The organism is Limosilactobacillus albertensis (assembly GCF_014145555.1).
GTDB classification, from domain to species: Bacteria; Bacillota; Bacilli; order Lactobacillales; family Lactobacillaceae; genus Limosilactobacillus; species Limosilactobacillus albertensis.
The window spans coordinates 19,021-36,508 of record NZ_JACIVD010000060.1 but is presented as its reverse complement, the minus strand read 5'-3'; the positions used below and the strand labels follow the sequence as shown (position 1 = coordinate 36,508).

Sequence of the window (17,488 nt, the reverse complement as noted above, 5' to 3'; positions counted from 1 at the left end):
AGGAAAGGGGGATTAGCCGTGTATCAAGAGTCATTATTTAATCAGGATGGTGATAAAAATACGCCCTTGGCTAATCGGGTGCGGCCGACTAATATTGATGAATTTGTTGGTCAACAGCATCTGCTCGGTAAAGATAAGATTTTACGCGAGATTATTACCAATGATCAATTATCATCGCTGATTTTCTGGGGACCGCCGGGAGTAGGGAAAACTACGCTTGCTGAAATTATTGCTAAGCAGACGAAATCGCACTTTATAACCTTTAGTGCCGTGACCAGCAGCATTAGGGATATTCGGAAGATCATGGAAGAAGCCGAGCAAAATCGGGAATATGGTGAGCGGACGGTTTGTTTTATTGATGAAATTCACCGTTTTAATAAAGCTCAACAAGATGCGTTCCTTCCGTTTGTGGAGCGTGGAAGTATCATCTTGATCGGGGCAACAACTGAAAATCCCTCCTTTGAGATTAACGCGGCTCTCCTTAGTCGTTGTCGGGTTTTCGTCCTCAAGGCTCTTACTACCGCTGACATTGAAAAGGTATTACAACGAGCACTAACTCACCCGCAAGGTTTTCCCGATTTAACGATTAAATGTGAAGATGGGGTGCTTAACCTCATTGCCCAATTTGCTAATGGGGACGCGCGAATTGCTCTTAATACCCTTGAAATGGCAGTCTTAAATGGTGAACGAGACGGTCATCATGTGGAATTAACAATGGCAATTCTCAAGCAGCTGATCAATACAAAATCGCTACGTTACGATAAGAAGGGTGAAGAACACTATAATATAATCTCAGCCCTCCATAAGTCGATGCGTAATAGTGATGTCGATGCCGCTGTTTATTGGTGCTCGCGAATGCTTGACGGGGGTGAAGATCCGTTGTACATTGCGCGGCGGCTGGTTCGTTTTGCCAGTGAGGATATCGGACTAGCAGATACTAACGCTCTCCAAGTAGCAATTAATGCCTTTGAAGCCTGTCAATTTCTGGGAATGCCTGAATGTGATGTCCACCTTACAGAATGTGTAATTTATTTGTCGCTTGCGCCAAAATCTAATGCAGCCTATGTTGCGCGGCAAAAAGCTCATCGTGCAATAAAGAAAACCGGAAATTTACCAGTGCCGTTGACGATTCGGAATGCACCCACTAAGTTAATGAAGGACTTAAATTACGGTAAAAATTACCAATATGCCCATGATACTAAGGACAAATTAACAACGATGAAAACAATGCCGCCAGAATTAGCTGGTCAAACATTCTATCACCCTAGTAATCAGGGGAGAGAACCACGATTTCAAGCGCGAATGGACCAGATAAACGAATGGCACCAAAAACATGATAAATAAAACGGTGATTGCCCTAGCTGTAAACTAGGTGCCAATCACCGTTATTTTAGTTTAATACATATTTTTCAATTGCGTTTCCAACCCCATCATGGTTATTATCGGTGGTTGTTACGTCAGCAATCTTTAATGTGCCTGGAATTGAATTACCCATTGCTACGCCTAGCCCAGCAAATTCGATCATTGAATCATCATTTTGTGCATTTCCTAATGCCATCACTTCTTCACGCTTGATTCCCAATTCTTTGCTGAGTAACTGAAGCGCATTTCCTTTACTAGCTTGCTTATTCATAAATTCCAGATAGAAATCTTCGCTCCGCACAATCGAAAAACGATCACTCATCGATGCTGGCAGGTCTTGCCAAGCCTTATCAATGTTCTCTTTTGTGTCGACCATCATTGCTTTGGCGATTACATACTGGTCTTGCATCCTAGCCAGTTCTTCAAAAGTACGGTAACGAATTGGCATACTAACAAGATCTGATTCGTAAACAGTATAGGGACTAAGATCACGATTGATTGTGTAAATATAATCACGAGTCTCAATCTGTGATTTAACGCCTTCTTTAAGACAATAGGTTTGCCAGTCAGCGTAATCGTCGAAGGACATTGTGTAATTTACCAGTACATTTTCACTGGTCGATTGTGCTAATGCCCCGTTAAAGCTAATGACAAATTCATCATCGGAGTCATTCAGCTCTAATTGATCAAGATAAGCTTTAACACCGGTCATTGGACGTCCTGTGCATAAGACAATCTTAACGCCTGCTGCACTTGCTTTCTTGATCGCGGTAACTGTTTTAGCAGTGATTTCACGTTGATCGTTAATTAATGTTCCATCGATGTCAATTGCAACTAATTTAATTCCCATTATGATTACTCCTTTGGTTTGATAATATGGTTATTTTTAATATAACTTTGAAATTCTTCATAGATTGGCTCAAAAATTTCGATATTGTCTCGGGATTCAAGCATCTCTTTCGGGAAAAAGAAGCGCTGGTCACCTGCTTCTCGGCCAGAAACGCTTGCTACAAGGGTACTAACCTGAGATAACTCGATAAAGTCACCGTTTGGCTGGAGAAGTTCAATTTGTGTTTGGGCATTTGAATCTTGGGGATGATAAGTGTCATAGGGCAGCTTAAAGCTATCGTTAACCGCGGTATAATATTGACTATTAAAACCAGCTGTTTGAATTAAATTGCGCAGGATCGGTAAAAGTTCTTGGGTATTTTTGTCATAAATTACTGACTTAAACGGTCGGCGATTAAGGAAACGGCTGGCTAGGTCACTTAAAATATCGTCTCGTGAATGGGTCCAATGAATGAAGTAAGTTGTTAGAACCCCATCATCTAAGGCTAAGTAATCATTAAGATTAAAATGATTGTTAAAGAACGGCATTAGCATATGAGGGGTAAAGTCCGGCTCAAAATCATTCGGATGCTGGTAAATGTATTTTGCCCGCATAAGCAGGTGATCCAATATTACTTCCATCGAACGGGAAACAGGATGAAAGTAGACTTGCAGGTACATCTGCAACCGGCTAATAATATAGTCTTCAACGGCATGCATTCCGGAAATTTCAAATGCAATCCCGCCCTTTACTGGCCGCATAACGTGAAGTACGCGGTCAAGGTCAAACTTACCGTAATTAGTGCCGGTGTAGTATGCGTCGCGCTGTAAATAATCCATCCGGTCGGCGTCAACTTGGCTTGAGATCATTTGAACGACTTGCGGGTTATGGTAAGTATGATCGATAACGCTGGCAACTTGGTGCGGGAAGTCAGGAGAAACACGCCGTAAAATCTTATTAATATTTGTACTACTATCTGTGATTAATTGCCGGGTAATTTGTTCGTGATTAGTATGGAAAATATGTTCAAAAGTATGCGAATACGGACCGTGTCCTAAATCGTGGAGAAGGGCGGCACATAGAGCAACAGGACGTTCTTCATCATTCCACAGACCATCTCCTGCAGATTTACTGGGGTAGTTGCGCTGAAAATAATTGCACATTTGTCTGGTAATTTCATAAACACCAAGGCAGTGCCCGAAGCGAGAATGCTCAGCACCATGGAAAGTAAAAGATGATGTCCCTAATTGCTTGATCCGGCGTAAGCGTTGAAATTCAGGGGTATTGATTAAATCCATGATTATCTGGTTGTCAACAATGATTTGTCCATGAATCGGGTCCCGAAAGACCTTTTCTCGGCGGAGTTTTTCGTCATAAAAATGGTTCATGTTAATCTTCTTTCTTTAGGCGTTCTTGTAGTTTGATCATGCTGGTAAGTTCTTTATCTAGGAGAGTTATGAAATCGGGTGACCACATAATGCTATTAAGACTAGTTGAGTCACTAATGTTAGCAGCTGCTTGAATTTTTTTAATTGCGTCGCTAACAGTTAAAGGAGTATCCGTGATTTTAGCGACTGTTGTCATCGCACCCGGCCAAACATCAGGAAAATGCCACTTATTTGATTCTTGCTGCAACCCCTCATCGTAAAAGTCACGAATAAGTATTCCGCGATCCTGTTGATTTCCACAAACGCTAAGGTAAAGCATTACGACAACGCCTAACTTATTACGGCGCTGCGAAATGCCCCCGATTTTTTGACCATTAACGCTAATATCAAAGCTGCCGGGACAATAAGAGTGGGTAATCTCGCCGGTAGCAACTGATAAAGTCGGAAAAGCTGCCTTAATAAGGTCGACCATGTTTTGGTATGCTTCGTCGATCGTCAATTCGTGATCCTCAAGATGCCACGGATAGAAAATAGACAGGTTCAAGATCCCATCGTCACTAACAACGGCCAATCCGCCAGAGTTACGCATGAAATAATGGTAACCGCGATGATTAAGCAGGCGAAGAGCCGAAGAAAGATGTGGTAACCGTTGATCTTTTAATCCGAGAATAACAGTATCTTGAAGCGTCCAAAAATGGAGCAGGGGATGTGCAAGCTGATTGGCTGATTGAAGCAACGCATTTGTATAGATGAAAGACGATAAATTATCAGCGGGTGGTAGTGGTTGGATAAATTGTTGAAAAGGTTGCTTGTTAAAATTCGACATAATACTTCTTCTTTTCTTTGGAATAATACATTAATATTATACAAGAACTAAGAAGAACATGGGCGTTTGACGGGGTATTTATCGATAAAAAGAGTATAATAATGACGATAAATAAAGATGAAGGGAGGAAATTACTATTAAGAAAGTGATTCCTGTCCATGTAAAGTTATCAACAACAATTAATCAAGGCGGCCAGCAAGAGGACTTTACCTTCACCGAGGAAGGCACGTTTGTTGAAATGAACGGTAAGTATTATTTACGTTACATTGAACACCAGGACGGACAAGAGACTCCTGTACAAGTTAAATTTGAAGATGAATTAATTCGGTTACGCAGACGGGGCAATGTTGAAACGAATTTGTTCTTGGATCCGCATCAAGAGACTATCATGCGATACCGGACAGAATATGGCATGATTAATATCGATGTGTTAACTGAAAGCTTAGAAAAAGCCGTTGATATTGATGCGCCTGCTGGTCATGCATCTGTGAAGTATCAGTTAAAGCAAGCAGGACAATTAATTGGAAGTTACCAACTAGAATTGCAATTTACGGCTTAATATTGTATGATGTAGTTTAGACTTTTTGAAGGGATGTGCACCAATTTGGATTTAAAGGTTTTTGACGGTCAGGACAAATCAGAACTTTCAATGATTGAGGTCGCACACGCTATTTTAGCTCACCATGGGGAAGCGATGGCGTTTGTTGACTTGACCAACGAGGTTCAGCAATATCTGGGTAAGAGCGATGAGGAAATTCGTGAGCGTCTTGCACAGTTCTATACTGACTTAAATGTTGATGGCAGTTTTATTTCCCTTGGTGACAACACCTGGGGTCTGCGTGCTTGGTACCCATTCGAATCTATCGATGAAGCCACTGTTGGTGAAAACGAAGAAGAAGAGGATGACCGTCCAAAGAAGAAGCGTCGTAAAGTTAATGCCTTCCTCGCAGACACCGATGATGATGACGATGTAATTGACTACGATAACGATGATCCTGAAGACGAGGATCTTGACGACGATGACGATAGCGATTCTGATGAAGATTATGATGATGACACTGATGATTTCAGTGACGATGATGATGATCTTGATGATGGTATCGAAGGCCAACTGTCAGAATTGCATGATGAGGAAGACGATGACGAGGATGATGAATAATTTTCAAGTTTATGCTTGACTATTGATCATTGACCCTGTATTATCTTTCTTGGGCGCCTGTAATGACAGGCCAATAAGTTCGTAGATAAGTAAGCTCCCTGTTTCATTTGAAATAGGGAGTTTTTTCTATTATCACACCCGCAAATTAAAAAAGGAGTAGACGACAATGACGAAATACATTTTTGTAACCGGTGGAGTTGTATCATCATTAGGAAAGGGAATCGTTGCTGCCTCTTTAGGTCGATTATTGAAAAATCGGGGCTTAAAGATTGCAATCCAAAAGTTTGACCCTTACATTAATGTTGATCCCGGTACGATGAGTCCATACCAGCACGGTGAAGTTTTTGTAACTGACGATGGTACTGAAACTGATTTGGACCTCGGTCACTATGAACGTTTTATCGATAATGATCTAAATAAGTATTCAAATGTTACAACGGGTAAAATCTACTCTGAAGTTCTTCGTAAAGAACGCCGTGGGGATTACCTCGGCGGAACAGTACAAGTTATTCCGCACATTACTAACGCAATTAAGGATAAGATCAAGCGCGCGGGAGAAAGTACTGATGCTGAAGTTGTGATTACTGAAATTGGTGGGACCGTTGGTGATATTGAATCACAGCCATTTATGGAAGCCATTCGCCAGATGAAAGAAGAAGTTGGTAGCGACAATGTTTTATATATCCATACAACATTAGTTCCGTACCTCCGTGCTGCTGGTGAAATGAAGACTAAGCCAACACAGCACAGTGTTCGTGAACTACGGGGATTGGGTATTCAGCCTAATATTTTGGTTGTACGGACAGAAAAGCCGATTACTGATGACATGCGGAAAAAGATTGCATTATTCTGTGACGTTGATCCTAAAGCAGTAGTTGAATCGATGGATGTTCATACTCTTTACGAGATTCCGCTGAACTTGCAAAAGCAGGGCATGGATCAATTAGTAGTAGACCATTTCGGCTTAGATGTGCCACAAGCTGATATGACAGAATGGACAGAAATGGTAAATCATATCGAACATGACTTAACTAAGACGGTTAAGATTGCGATGGTTGGTAAGTACACTGACTTACAAGATGCTTATATTTCTGTTAATGAATCATTACGACATGCCGGGTACCCTGTAAATGCGAAGGTTAAAATTGACCACTTTAATGCGGAAAATATCACCCCTGAAAATGTTGACGAAACCTTAAAAGACTACGATGGTATTCTTGTACCGGGTGGTTTTGGAAACCGGGGAGTAGAAGGAATGATCACTGCAATTAAGTATGCTCGGGAAAATGACGTTCCGTACCTTGGTATTTGTTTAGGGATGCAAACCGCATGTATCGAATTTGCTCGTGATGTATTAGGATACAAGGATGCTAACTCAACTGAATTTGATCCAAATACAAAGCATAATATTATTGACTTAATGGCTGATCAAGCAGATGTTGAAGATATGGGAGGAACTCAACGGCTTGGTGCTTATCCTTGCAAGCTTAAGGAAGGGACAGTCGCTGCTGCCGCTTATGGCAACCAGTCAATGATTAGTGAACGTCACCGCCACCGTTACGAATTTAACAATGATTACCGTCAAGAAATGGAAAATCATGGCTTGGTGATTTCTGGTGTTAACCCTGACCGTAATTTGGTTGAAGTAGTTGAAATTCCTGACAAGAAATTCTTTGTGGCTGCTCAATACCACCCAGAATTCAAGTCACGTCCTAACCACCCAGAAGGATTATTTGCTGCCTTTGTAAAAGCGGCTGCCGAGGACAAGTAAATTTAAAAATTGTATAATAGAATTAATACAAGAGATGGGGGCAAACTTGTCACTTCTCTTGTTTTTTATTAGTAATATTGTTAAATTTATAAGTTATAGAGGCTATTTTTAGCCGTTACTTTACGATTTTTTTTAAGATTGTTTATAAAAGGTTGTAATTCGTTTGATATTTCATTATCATTACAGTTGACTGTTTTGTAACTGAAATAATCATTAACTTAGCTTAAATGAAAAACAGACTAAAATTTTTAAGTGAGGAAACGCAGAAATGAAGAAAATGATCATTCAAGGAGGAAACCGTCTTTCTGGTGAAGTCACGATCGGTGGTGCAAAAAATAGTACAGTTGCATTAATTCCTGCTGCTATTCTTGCAGATACCCCGGTAGAGTTTGACACGGTTCCAGATATCTTGGATGTTCACAATCTGATGATTATTTTGGAGTCAATGAATGTAAAATCCGAGTTTAGTCACGGAGTTTTAGATATTGATCCAACACAAATCGTAGAAGCTGAACTTCCAAGCAAGGCAATCAAAAGTCTTCGAGCTTCCTATTATTTTATGGGTGCATTATTAGGTCGTTTCCATCGCGCGACATTAACATTTCCGGGGGGCGACAATATCGGTCCCCGACCAATTGACCAACACTTAAAAGCATTTAAAGCACTTGGAGCAACTGTTAGCGAAGAAAAAGGTACTGTTCATTTAGATGCACCGAATGGCTTACATGGGTCACGGATCTTTTTAGATATGGTATCAGTTGGTGCAACAATTAATGCTACTTTGGCAGCCGTTCGCGCTGAAGGAACGACGATTATTGAAAACGCAGCTCGTGAACCAGAAATTATTGATTTAGCGACATTCTTAAATAATATGGGTGCGAAAATTCGTGGAGCTGGAACAGATACTATTCGGATCACTGGGGTAAAGACCCTGCAGTCTATGAATACCCATACGATTATTGCAGATCGGATTGAAGCCGGAACTTACCTATCATTAGCCGCAGCGTTAGGTGATGGGATTATGATTCATAATGTTATTCCAGAACACTTAGAATCATTCACAAGTAAAATGATTGAGATGGGTGTTGATCTGCAAATCGATAGTGATAAGATTTTTGTACCTAAATCTGAGCACTTGCGCCCAGTTACTGTCAAAACGATGCCGTTCCCTGGTTTTGCTACCGACCTGCAACAACCATTAACTCCGCTGATGTCACTTGCGGAGGGTGATAGTACGATTGTTGATACTATTTATCCTAAGCGGGTAAAACACATTTCCCAATTACAAAAGATGGGAATGAAGATTGAGGCGCATGATGGGATGATTGTTGTTCAACATACGGAAAAACTCCATGGTGCAGAGGTTTCTGCAGGTGAGATTCGGGCAGGAGCCGCTTTAACGATTGCCGGATTAATGGCAGATGGACAGACAATAATTAATAATGCCGGAAATATTTTGCGGGGTTACGACCGGATTGTATGGAAGCTTAATCGGCTTCATGCTAATGTTTCAATTGAGGACGATTCTTCAGTAAAAATTAGTTAGAAGTTGCGTAGTTCTTTAAATCGTGGTATCCTGTTAAAGTTGATTATCTATGTTTCAGGCAATGATTCATGGCAAAAGGAGCGTAATAAATTATGAAACAAGGAATTCATCCAGATTATCATCCAGTAGTTTTTGAAGATTCATCTACTGGTTACAAGTTTCTCTCTGGCTCAACAGCCACTTCAAGTGAAACTGTTAAGTGGGAAGACGGTAATGAATACCCATTAATTCGGGTTGAAGTTACTTCTGACTCACACCCATTCTACACTGGTAAGCAAAAGTTTACTCAAGCCGACGGTGCTGTCGACAAGTTCAACAAGAAGTACGGTCTCAAGTAATCGAACTTCTTATATTCAAACCCGGGAAAAACGAAAGTTCTTCCCGGGTTTTTTGTTCAATGATGTATCCGAAAGTGGGGTCTACCTATGCATGAAAAAATAATCAATCGAATAATTGCCCTGCATCATTATTCTTTCGTTAGGATAACTCGTCAGACGCTAATTATGATTTTTCCAATTGTTTTTATCGGAACAATGGCGAAAATGATTTTAAAAACTGTTTTTAAACCAGATGGCTTTATCTATAATGTTGCTTTCCTTGATGTGATACCACAGAGCGTATTGCAAATTATTCAATTTGTATTAACAAGTATAGGTCAGCTAACTTTAGGTATTTTGGGAGTTTACACTGCTTACATGGCAGCCAAGTTTACAGCAAAATTATATCGACGTGATGGTAAATTTGCGGGAATCACGGCAATTTTAACGCTTTTACTGATGTCGTACCGGTATGGAAAGATGTCATCATCGTTTTCTCTTAATTTTTACCAACGTCTTCTTAGCGGTAATAGTCTATTATTAGTTTTACTACTTGGGTACGGAATTGGGCAGCTTTACCGCTTATTAACGCCGCCAAAGTATGGAGAAAATACTAATTCGCTCCCATTATTACAAGAACGAGCATTTAGTTCGATGGGACCAATAATAATTAGCGTTATATTTGGCGTAGCTGTCGCAATTTTCTTAAATTTCAATACAATTTATCATGCCTGGTCTACTAGCTATTCTTCGTTAGTTGGTGTTGCGCAAGAACACCGGCAGCTATGGTTAACACTGTTAGCATCACTTGGAATAACAACGATGGATTGGCTCGGACTAGGAGTTCCCTATAATTCGATGGCACTAATGTCAGGAGAGTCGTTTACCGCTAATTTAAATTATGCACTAGCGCATGGAACACCATGGAACGTTCCTTATAAATATTTAGGAAGTTCGCTTTATAATTCATTTGCTAATTTTGGTGGAGATGGACTGATTTTAGCACTCATTGTTGCAATTTTATTGACGTCGAATGGTTCTTATATGCATCGGGTTGCGCGCTGGACCGCTTTGCCAACACTATTTAACTTTAATTATGCGACAATGGTTGGGCTGCCGATTGTATTTAATCCCTTATTCTTTATCCCATTTACATTTTTGCCAATTGTGAATATCCTGCTTGCTAGTTTTGCGATTGCTATTCACTTAATTCCCTCAACTCCTTACCCGGTTCTTCAGGGAACACCAGGACCGTTGCTGGGCTTCATCGGCACAAATGGTAATTGGGGAACGCTTATTTTTGCATTGGTTTTGTTATTGCTAGATATCATTGCGTATATTCCTTTTGTGAAAATGGCATTGGCAGTTGAGCGTCGTTTAACATTAGAAGAACAGGAAGTGGCAGGTCATGAAAAAAATAGCTAGAACCACTCTCCACAGCCGGCTGGTATTAATTAGCTTGATGACTATTTTAATTCTTATGGCAATTCCAGCTTATATTTGGATGAAGGATAATAACAAATACTTAGCCGCCCAGCATAACTCAAGAATGTCACCGGTAATTATGGTTCCCGGTAGTTCGGCCACGCAAAATCGGTTTAACCCGTTGATTCAAAAGATTAATGCAGATAGTCCGAAGAAACATAGCGTGTTGCGGTTGGAAGTGAAAAATAACGGTAAGATTACTTCACAGGGATGGATCAATCGTGGAGATAACGAACCGATCATCGTTATTGGTTTTGAGAATAATCATGATGGTTATCAAAATATTAAAAAGCAGGCTAAAATGGTTAATCAAGTCTTTGAACGCCTAACGGAAGAATATAACTTCAACAACTTTAAGGCGTTTGGTCATTCTAACGGTGGATTGATATGGACTTATTGGCTAGAGCATTATTACTCTGAATATCAAGATACTATTACGATTAAAAGACTGATGACGTTAGGGACGCCATGTAACTTTGCAGAATCTTCTGTTAGCCACCCAACTCAAATGTTCTCTGATTTCGTAAAATACCGGGACCGAATTCCCAAAAATTTATTAGTTTATTCAGTTGCAGGCACGGAAACTTATACCTCGGATGGGTTGGTCCCAGAAGGAAGTGTGAATGCGGGTAAATATATTTACCAAAAACAGGTTGCGCACTATACAAGTATGACTGTTACTGGTAAAGATGCTCAGCACTCAAATTTGCCACAGAATAAACAGATTGTCCGTCTGATTGAAGAATACCTGCTTGATCCAAACGATAATGGGAATCCTAATCCGCAAAATAAGCGCGGGGCTACTCAAAATTAATTAAGCAGGTTATACTATGTTCATAATAAAAAGTGAAGGGGTTCAAAATCGTGAAAAAAAGTAAAAAGCGGTCATTTGAATGGTTGCGGTGGACAGCGGTTGTTGTCCTGCTTCTGGTCTCTATCGTTTTGATCTTTAACCAGCAAATTAAATATTACCTGGTGGGGAGCTATAAGCCAGAGATCACACGGCAAACTGTTCAAAATAACCAAAAGAAAAAGGCAACTTATGATTTTCAAAGTGTTGAGGACCTTAATTTGCAAACTGCTGCAAAGGCACGGGCAAGCAAGCAGTCGATTAATACGATTGGTGCAATTACGGTTCCAGCCATTAATATGACGATTCCAATTGCTAATGGGGTTGATAATACAACTCTTGCGTTAGCTGCGGGGACCCTTCGTCCAGACATGAAGATGGGAGAAGGCAACTATGCGTTAGCTGGTCATAATATGGCGCACGGAAGTAAGATCCTGTTTTCACCCTTGTATTATCATGCGAAAGTCGGTCAGATGATCTATATTACAAATATGGACCGGGTTTATGAGTACAAGATTTACCAGCGTGAATTTATTGCGGCTACGCGTGTTGACGTGGTAAATAATACTCCTGAGAAGATCATTACGTTGATTACTTGTGACGCTACGGGAGCTAACCGTTTGATGATCAGGGGAAAGTTTGTTAAATCCGAACCATTTAAACAAGCACCACAAAATGTTCAGAAGAATTTTAGTGAAAAATACACGACAGGTCGTTAAAAACGAGAGGCTGGAAAGAAATTTCCATGCTTCTTTTTTTGATAGATTTGTAATCCATTCCAAATTAAGAAAAGCACAATCGCCGCTAAAATGTTCAAATCTAAATAAATTTTAAGTAAAAAGATGAGCGAACGGACAAGAATGCCACCGTTTGCTCATTTTTTTAATGGACATAAATTCCTTGACTCTTTTTTGGGAACCGCCTAAGAAAGAGATACATTGAATTTAAGGAGATGCAGTAATGGAAAAACGCGAGCAGGAAAATGTTTTATGGTTTGATGAATTGCATCGTTCTGACGTTAATCTCGTTGGTGGAAAGTCTTCCTCATTAGGTGAAATGACTTCTTCAATGAAAATTCCAGTCCCATATGGATTTGCGACAACTACCCATGCTTATCGCCAATTCATGACTGAAACGGGATTAAACGATCAAATAAATAGTTTGTTAAATGAAATTAACGACTATGAAAATGCTGATGAGCTTCATCAAGTTTGTTCCCGAATCCGGCAGATGATTGTTGATGCCGCAATGCCTAGCGAATTGGCAGCATCAATTATGCAGGCTTACGCAGACTTATCCGAAAAAATGGGTGAGACCGAACCATTTGTGGCTATTCGTTCAAGTGCCACAGCGGAAGACTTGCCAAATGCCTCTTTTGCGGGACAGCAAGAATCATATTTAAATGTCCGTGGCGCAGAAATGGTATTAGCAAAAGTCCAAGAATGTTATGCTTCTTTATTTACTGATCGGGCTACGTATTATCGTCATAAGCAACATTTTCCTCATGAAAAGGTGGCATTATCTGCAGCAATTCAGATGATGGTTTTCTCGAAAGCATCTGGTGTAATGTTCTCCGTAAACGTGGCTAACGGGGATGATTCACAAATTGTTATCGATACAATCTGGGGTCTAGGTGAATATATTGTTCTTGGGAAAGTAACCCCTGATCATTTTGTGATTAATAAAGATGACCTTCACGTGTTAGAACGATCAGTTGTACCGAAAGCAATTGAGTTGCGGCAAACCCCTGGTGGTGGTGTTCATGAAGAACAAGTGCCAGCAGAGCGTGCTACCCGGCCTGCATTAACTGAAGATCAAATTCGTGAATTAGCTGGTTATGCTAAGGAAATTGAAAAACATTATGGCTGTTACATGGATATGGAATTTGCCCTGGATGCACGGACGGATCGCCTGTGGTTAGTACAAGCGCGGCCTGAAACAGTCTGGTCAAATAAAAATAGCGGACAAACAGTGAAGGAATCGGTGAAAACAATGAACGAAAGCCAAAAACCGTTAGTTAAGGGATTGCCAGCCAGCCCCGGTACCGCAACCGGAAAAGTTCATGTAATCGCTGACCCTCAAGATATTGATCAATTTGAAGAAGGAGAAGTTTTGGTAACCTTGATGACCTCTCCAGACTGGGTACCGGCAATGAAGAAAGCAGCAGCAATTATCACTGACAATGGTGGAATGACTTGTCATGCAGCGATTGTTTCACGTGAAATGCAGATTCCATGTATTGTGGGAACTAAGAGTTGCGGGGACGCTGTTACCGAAACGCTTCAAGATGGTGATCAGGTTACGGTTGATGCTAAAAATGGTGTTGTCTACCACGGAAATCTCCAAGCACAATTCAGTTCACAGGAAAAGTCAACGGAATGTGGTCAAGCTGAATACTATGCGCCAACCGCAACTGGCGTAATGATGAACCTAGGTGATCCGGAACTTGCCGAAAAATATGCTGAATTGCCTGCCGATGGAATTGGTCTAATGCGGGAGGAGTTTATTTGGACAACCTATATTCATGACCATCCCCTCTACCTAATTGAAACCGGTCAAGCAGAGAAAGTTGTCGATATGTTAGCCGATGGAATTGCTAAAGTTGCCCGTGCAATTGCTCCGCGGCCAATGGTTCTGCGTTTCTCCGACTTTAAATCAGGTGAGTACCGTAATTTAACCGGTGGTGATAAGTACGAGCCGCATGAACCAGCTGACTTACTCGGCTGGCGGGGAGCTTCACGGTACTATGATCCAAAATATATTGAAGCGTTCAAATTAGAACTGGCGACAATTAAAAAGGTCCGTGAAGAATTTCAACTGAAGAACCTTAATGTGATGATTCCATTTGTTCGGACAGTTGCAGAATTAGAAAAGGTCACGCGGCTAATGAAAGATGAAGGCCTATACCGCGGTCCAGACTTTAAGGTATACATGATGGCTGAGATTCCAAGCAATATCATCTTAGCTGATCAATTTAACAAGTACGTTGATGGCTACTCAATTGGCTCCAATGATCTAGCAATGCTTATCTTAGGCTGTGACCGTAATAATGACACGGTTGCGCACCTGTTTGATGAACGCAATCTTGCGGTTAAACGTGCAATTAGTCACCTCATTAAGACTGCCCATCAAGACAATAAGACGGTCTCAATATGTGGTCAAGCACCATCAGAATATCCTGAACTAGCTGCTTTCTTGATTCAGCAAGGGATCGATTATATTTCGGTTAATCCTGATATGGTCAAAGCAACAAAGCGGAATGTGGCAAGTGTTGAACAACGGATTATGCTTGACAGCGCAACTGGTAAGGGTCGTCAGAATGCTGAAACTTATGAATGGTAGAAAGGATTGAATAAGATGCAAATTTTTGTTGATATAAATGCTTCTGAAAATGGTAATGGTTCACAAGAGTTCCCCTTCAAACGGATTCAACAAGCTGCTGATATCGCGCGTCCCGGTGATTATGTTCAAGTAATGCCGGGTGAATACCATGAAGAAGTTCATCCGCAATATTCGGGAACTAACGATAAGCCAATCATTTATGCATCTGCGCGCCAAAATCGTGCAATTATTACTGGAGCAGATCGGGTTACCGGCTGGCAGCACATTAGCGGTGCGGTATGGCAATTGAAGCTCCCTAATACCGATTTTGGTAATTATAATCCTTATAATATTTTAGTTGACCAGACCTTTAATCATGCTGGTGAAATTTTCCTAAATAATAAGGCAATGTATGAAGTTGATCAGTTAGCCAAGGTTGAAAAGCCAGTCGAAAATGAGCTTTCACGAGATCGCAAGGCTACCCTCTATACTTGGTATACCGAACAGTTACCGGCAGAAAATGCAACGGTAATCTATGCTAACTTCCAAGATAAAGATCCAAATAATGAACAGGTTGAGCTAACATTCCGTGAAACTTGTTTCTACCCCGAAAAAGAGGAGATTAACCACCTTATTTTATCAGGCTTTACGATGACTAAAGCGGCCTGTCGCTGGGCATCGCCAAAGTATAACAAGGGTGTCATTGGCACTAACCGTGGTCAGGGCTGGAAGATTGCTAAATGTGATATTTCCCACGCAAAGTGTTCGGGAATCTCGCTTGGTCGAAACATTGTCCCAACAATTGATGATAACAAGGTTTATCCTCACCGTATTAAGAATAATACTATTCATGATTGTGGACAGACAGGTATTATCGGCGTTGAGGGCAACCCATCACCAGTCATTGAGCATAACAGTATCTACAACATTAATGTCCGCCAAAACCTTGTTAGTGATGATGTGAGTGCAATTAATCTTTCGCCAGCTATTGGTGCCAAAATTGTTCGTAATTGCATTCATGATTGTACACGGGGAATTTGGCTTGGCGGCGATGTTGAGAATACACAAATATCACGAAACGTTTTCTACAACAACTCGTTACCAGAAGCGTTTGAAGTTACTGCTGAGAATCGTGATGATTTAGTTGCAGCACTTGGCGAAGATATTACAATTAAAGATTCTAACGGTGTTACTTTGATTGACAATAATTTCCTATTGTCAGATTGTGCTCTTAAGCTTGCAACAAAGGGTGTGCTATTGGTCCATAACTTAATTAACGGTAGCGTGGAATGGTTAAGCAACACTAATGTTTTAGACAATGATCCTTACTATCACCGCCTTTATCAACAGAAAACAACGGAAAGTGATTCCTATGATTCGTCCTGTTTCTATAACAACGTCTTTATCCGAAAAACTCTCCGTGGTGAGATGCAGAAGTTGATTGCATTTGCCCAAGAACAGGCAGATGAACAGCCGGTTAATAACCATGTTAGTGATGGCAATGCTGTTTACGTTGGTCAAACTAGCGGGCAGCGAAACTATATCCCTGCTAATAAAGCCGGAAATGTCTTTATGAACGATCAGACAGAAGACGTTACGGTGAAAATCGATTCAAATGAAGACGGGGTATTTATTGATAGTAATATTTGTGACTACTTAGATGAAGACACGAGTCGAGTAGTGGCAGTCGGTACCAGTGCTGAAACCGCGCTTGACTTTGATACAGACTTTTTAGGCAACCACCGCGAAGGAATTAGCGTGACTGCCGGTCCATTTGATACTAAAGAAGAATACAGTCACCGTTTATTTAGACTGCTGTTTTAAGGAGGAAGAAAAAGAATGCGTAAACCGTTTATTATTGCGAACTGGAAGATGAACAAAAACGTTCATGAATCAGTCGCTTTTGTAAAGGCGATTAAAGAAAAGCTACCGACTAATAAAGAGATCGGAATCGCAGCACAGGCGGTTTCCCTGTACAACATGAAGGAAGTAGCGGGAAATTCAAACTTACAAATTATTGCTCAAAATGCATCAGCCGAATTAGAAGGTCCGTATACTGGTGAAATTAGTATGCGAAGTTTAGCCGATGCGGGAGTAACCTATGTAATGCTCGGTCATTTGGAACGGCGCCGGCTTTTTAACGAGAGCAATGACTCAATTAACCAAAAAGTTCTAGCAGCCCTTCAAGTAGGAATTATTCCAATTATTTGTACAGATGAGGAAATGGTTCAGACCGAGGTCAATGGCAAGATTCATTATGTTTTTCAACAACTGCGGAGTGTCTTAAAGGGAGTACCAGCAAGCAAGCTGTCACAAGTTGTGATTTCATATGAACCGAGCTGGGCAGTTGGCAGCAGTCATCAGGCAAATCCGGACGTTGCTGAAGAAGGATGTCAAGCGATTCGGCAAAGTCTGGTTGAAATGTATGGCAATAAAATCGGTGATAGCATTCGAATCCTATATGGCGGTAGCGTAAATCCCGATAATATTTACAAAATTATGAGCAAACCGAATGTTGATGGCGCGTTAATCGGTCGTGCCAGCCTTGACATTGAGAGCTTTTTGCAGATGGTTAACTGTGTTGAAGCAGTGAGCAACGAAAAATTACAGGTAATTTAGTTCAGGAGGAAGAAC

The 17,488-nt window shown here is 40.8% G+C and carries 15 protein-coding genes; 12 read left to right on the top strand and 3 right to left on the bottom strand.

The genetic code is table 11. The features are described 5' to 3' along the window. Positions 1-18: 18 nt before the first annotated feature. Positions 19-1,344, top strand: a complete 1,326-nt coding sequence (locus H5S41_RS04625) for a replication-associated recombination protein A (RefSeq protein WP_182602501.1) — start codon at positions 19-21, stop codon at positions 1,342-1,344. Positions 1,345-1,390: 46 nt separating this feature from the next. Here the strand turns inward: H5S41_RS04625 and yidA are convergent, their stop codons facing one another. From yidA to H5S41_RS04610, 3 genes are read right to left on the bottom strand one after another with little or no spacing between them, the layout of a single operon-like run. Beyond that, complete coding sequence (yidA, locus tag H5S41_RS04620) at positions 1,391-2,212, bottom strand: sugar-phosphatase (protein ID WP_182602500.1); 822 nt, start codon at positions 2,210-2,212, stop codon at positions 1,391-1,393. 5 nt (positions 2,213-2,217) lie between these two features. Further along, the gene (locus H5S41_RS04615) at positions 2,218-3,579 is read right to left on the bottom strand and encodes an HD domain-containing protein (protein ID WP_182602499.1); all 1,362 of its coding nucleotides are present in this window, start codon (positions 3,577-3,579) and stop codon (positions 2,218-2,220) included. Between the two features lies 1 nt (position 3,580). Further along, positions 3,581-4,405 carry a lipoate--protein ligase family protein gene (locus H5S41_RS04610; protein ID WP_182602498.1) on the bottom strand — a complete coding sequence of 275 codons (825 nt, stop codon included), beginning with the start codon at positions 4,403-4,405 and terminating at the stop codon, positions 3,581-3,583. Positions 4,406-4,550: 145 nt separating this feature from the next. Between H5S41_RS04610 and H5S41_RS04605 the strand changes: the two genes are divergently transcribed. The 11 genes from H5S41_RS04605 (at position 4,551) to tpiA (ending at position 17,473) form a co-directional block, all read left to right on the top strand. After that, on the top strand, positions 4,551-4,964 hold the full coding sequence (locus tag H5S41_RS04605) for a YwiB family protein (protein ID WP_231833129.1): 414 nt from the start codon (positions 4,551-4,553) through the stop codon (positions 4,962-4,964). 45 nt (positions 4,965-5,009) lie between these two features. Continuing rightward, positions 5,010-5,564: a DNA-directed RNA polymerase subunit delta gene (rpoE, locus tag H5S41_RS04600; RefSeq protein WP_182598865.1), complete on the top strand. Its 555-nt coding sequence runs from the start codon at positions 5,010-5,012 to the stop codon at positions 5,562-5,564. Positions 5,565-5,730: 166 nt separating this feature from the next. Next, complete coding sequence (pyrG, locus tag H5S41_RS04595; RefSeq protein ID WP_153710510.1) at positions 5,731-7,335, top strand: CTP synthase; 1,605 nt, start codon at positions 5,731-5,733, stop codon at positions 7,333-7,335. Between the two features lie 268 nt (positions 7,336-7,603). Next, positions 7,604-8,881 (top strand): UDP-N-acetylglucosamine 1-carboxyvinyltransferase, encoded by a 1,278-nt coding sequence (gene murA / locus H5S41_RS04590; RefSeq protein WP_182598867.1) that lies wholly within the window; start codon positions 7,604-7,606, stop codon positions 8,879-8,881. A gap of 92 nt (positions 8,882-8,973) precedes the next feature. After that, positions 8,974-9,219, top strand: a complete 246-nt coding sequence (locus tag H5S41_RS04585; RefSeq protein ID WP_003665599.1) for a type B 50S ribosomal protein L31 — start codon at positions 8,974-8,976, stop codon at positions 9,217-9,219. Positions 9,220-9,306: 87 nt separating this feature from the next. Continuing rightward, a complete protein-coding gene (locus H5S41_RS04580) occupies positions 9,307-10,623 on the top strand; it encodes a PTS sugar transporter subunit IIC (RefSeq protein WP_182602497.1) in 1,317 nt (438 codons plus the stop codon). Next, a complete protein-coding gene (locus H5S41_RS04575; protein WP_182602496.1) occupies positions 10,607-11,497 on the top strand; it encodes an alpha/beta hydrolase in 891 nt (296 codons plus the stop codon). The genes H5S41_RS04580 and H5S41_RS04575 overlap by 17 nt, the downstream gene beginning before the upstream one ends. 50 nt (positions 11,498-11,547) lie before the next feature. Continuing rightward, positions 11,548-12,252, top strand: a complete 705-nt coding sequence (locus tag H5S41_RS04570) for a class A sortase (RefSeq protein ID WP_182602495.1) — start codon at positions 11,548-11,550, stop codon at positions 12,250-12,252. Between the two features lie 241 nt (positions 12,253-12,493). After that, positions 12,494-14,875 (top strand): phosphoenolpyruvate synthase, encoded by a 2,382-nt coding sequence (gene ppsA / locus H5S41_RS04565; RefSeq protein WP_182602494.1) that lies wholly within the window; start codon positions 12,494-12,496, stop codon positions 14,873-14,875. A gap of 15 nt (positions 14,876-14,890) precedes the next feature. Then, the gene (locus tag H5S41_RS04560) at positions 14,891-16,678 is read left to right on the top strand and encodes a right-handed parallel beta-helix repeat-containing protein (RefSeq protein ID WP_182602493.1); all 1,788 of its coding nucleotides are present in this window, start codon (positions 14,891-14,893) and stop codon (positions 16,676-16,678) included. Between the two features lie 15 nt (positions 16,679-16,693). Next, positions 16,694-17,473 (top strand): triose-phosphate isomerase, encoded by a 780-nt coding sequence (gene tpiA / locus H5S41_RS04555; RefSeq protein ID WP_182598873.1) that lies wholly within the window; start codon positions 16,694-16,696, stop codon positions 17,471-17,473. The last annotated feature ends 15 nt before the right edge of the window (positions 17,474-17,488 follow it).

Coding starts and splice junctions, on each gene's coding strand:
- yidA (WP_182602500.1), bottom strand. CDS start 2,212: ATGGGAATTAAATTAGTTGCAATTGACATCGATGGAACATTAATTAAC.
- pyrG (WP_153710510.1), top strand. CDS start 5,731: ATGACGAAATACATTTTTGTAACCGGTGGAGTTGTATCATCATTAGGA.
- murA (WP_182598867.1), top strand. CDS start 7,604: ATGAAGAAAATGATCATTCAAGGAGGAAACCGTCTTTCTGGTGAAGTC.
- H5S41_RS04615 (WP_182602499.1), bottom strand. CDS start 3,579: ATGAACCATTTTTATGACGAAAAACTCCGCCGAGAAAAGGTCTTTCGG.
- H5S41_RS04560 (WP_182602493.1), top strand. CDS start 14,891: ATGCAAATTTTTGTTGATATAAATGCTTCTGAAAATGGTAATGGTTCA.
- H5S41_RS04575 (WP_182602496.1), top strand. CDS start 10,607: ATGAAAAAAATAGCTAGAACCACTCTCCACAGCCGGCTGGTATTAATT.
- tpiA (WP_182598873.1), top strand. CDS start 16,694: ATGCGTAAACCGTTTATTATTGCGAACTGGAAGATGAACAAAAACGTT.
- H5S41_RS04585 (WP_003665599.1), top strand. CDS start 8,974: ATGAAACAAGGAATTCATCCAGATTATCATCCAGTAGTTTTTGAAGAT.
- H5S41_RS04610 (WP_182602498.1), bottom strand. CDS start 4,405: ATGTCGAATTTTAACAAGCAACCTTTTCAACAATTTATCCAACCACTA.
- H5S41_RS04580 (WP_182602497.1), top strand. CDS start 9,307: ATGCATGAAAAAATAATCAATCGAATAATTGCCCTGCATCATTATTCT.
- ppsA (WP_182602494.1), top strand. CDS start 12,494: ATGGAAAAACGCGAGCAGGAAAATGTTTTATGGTTTGATGAATTGCAT.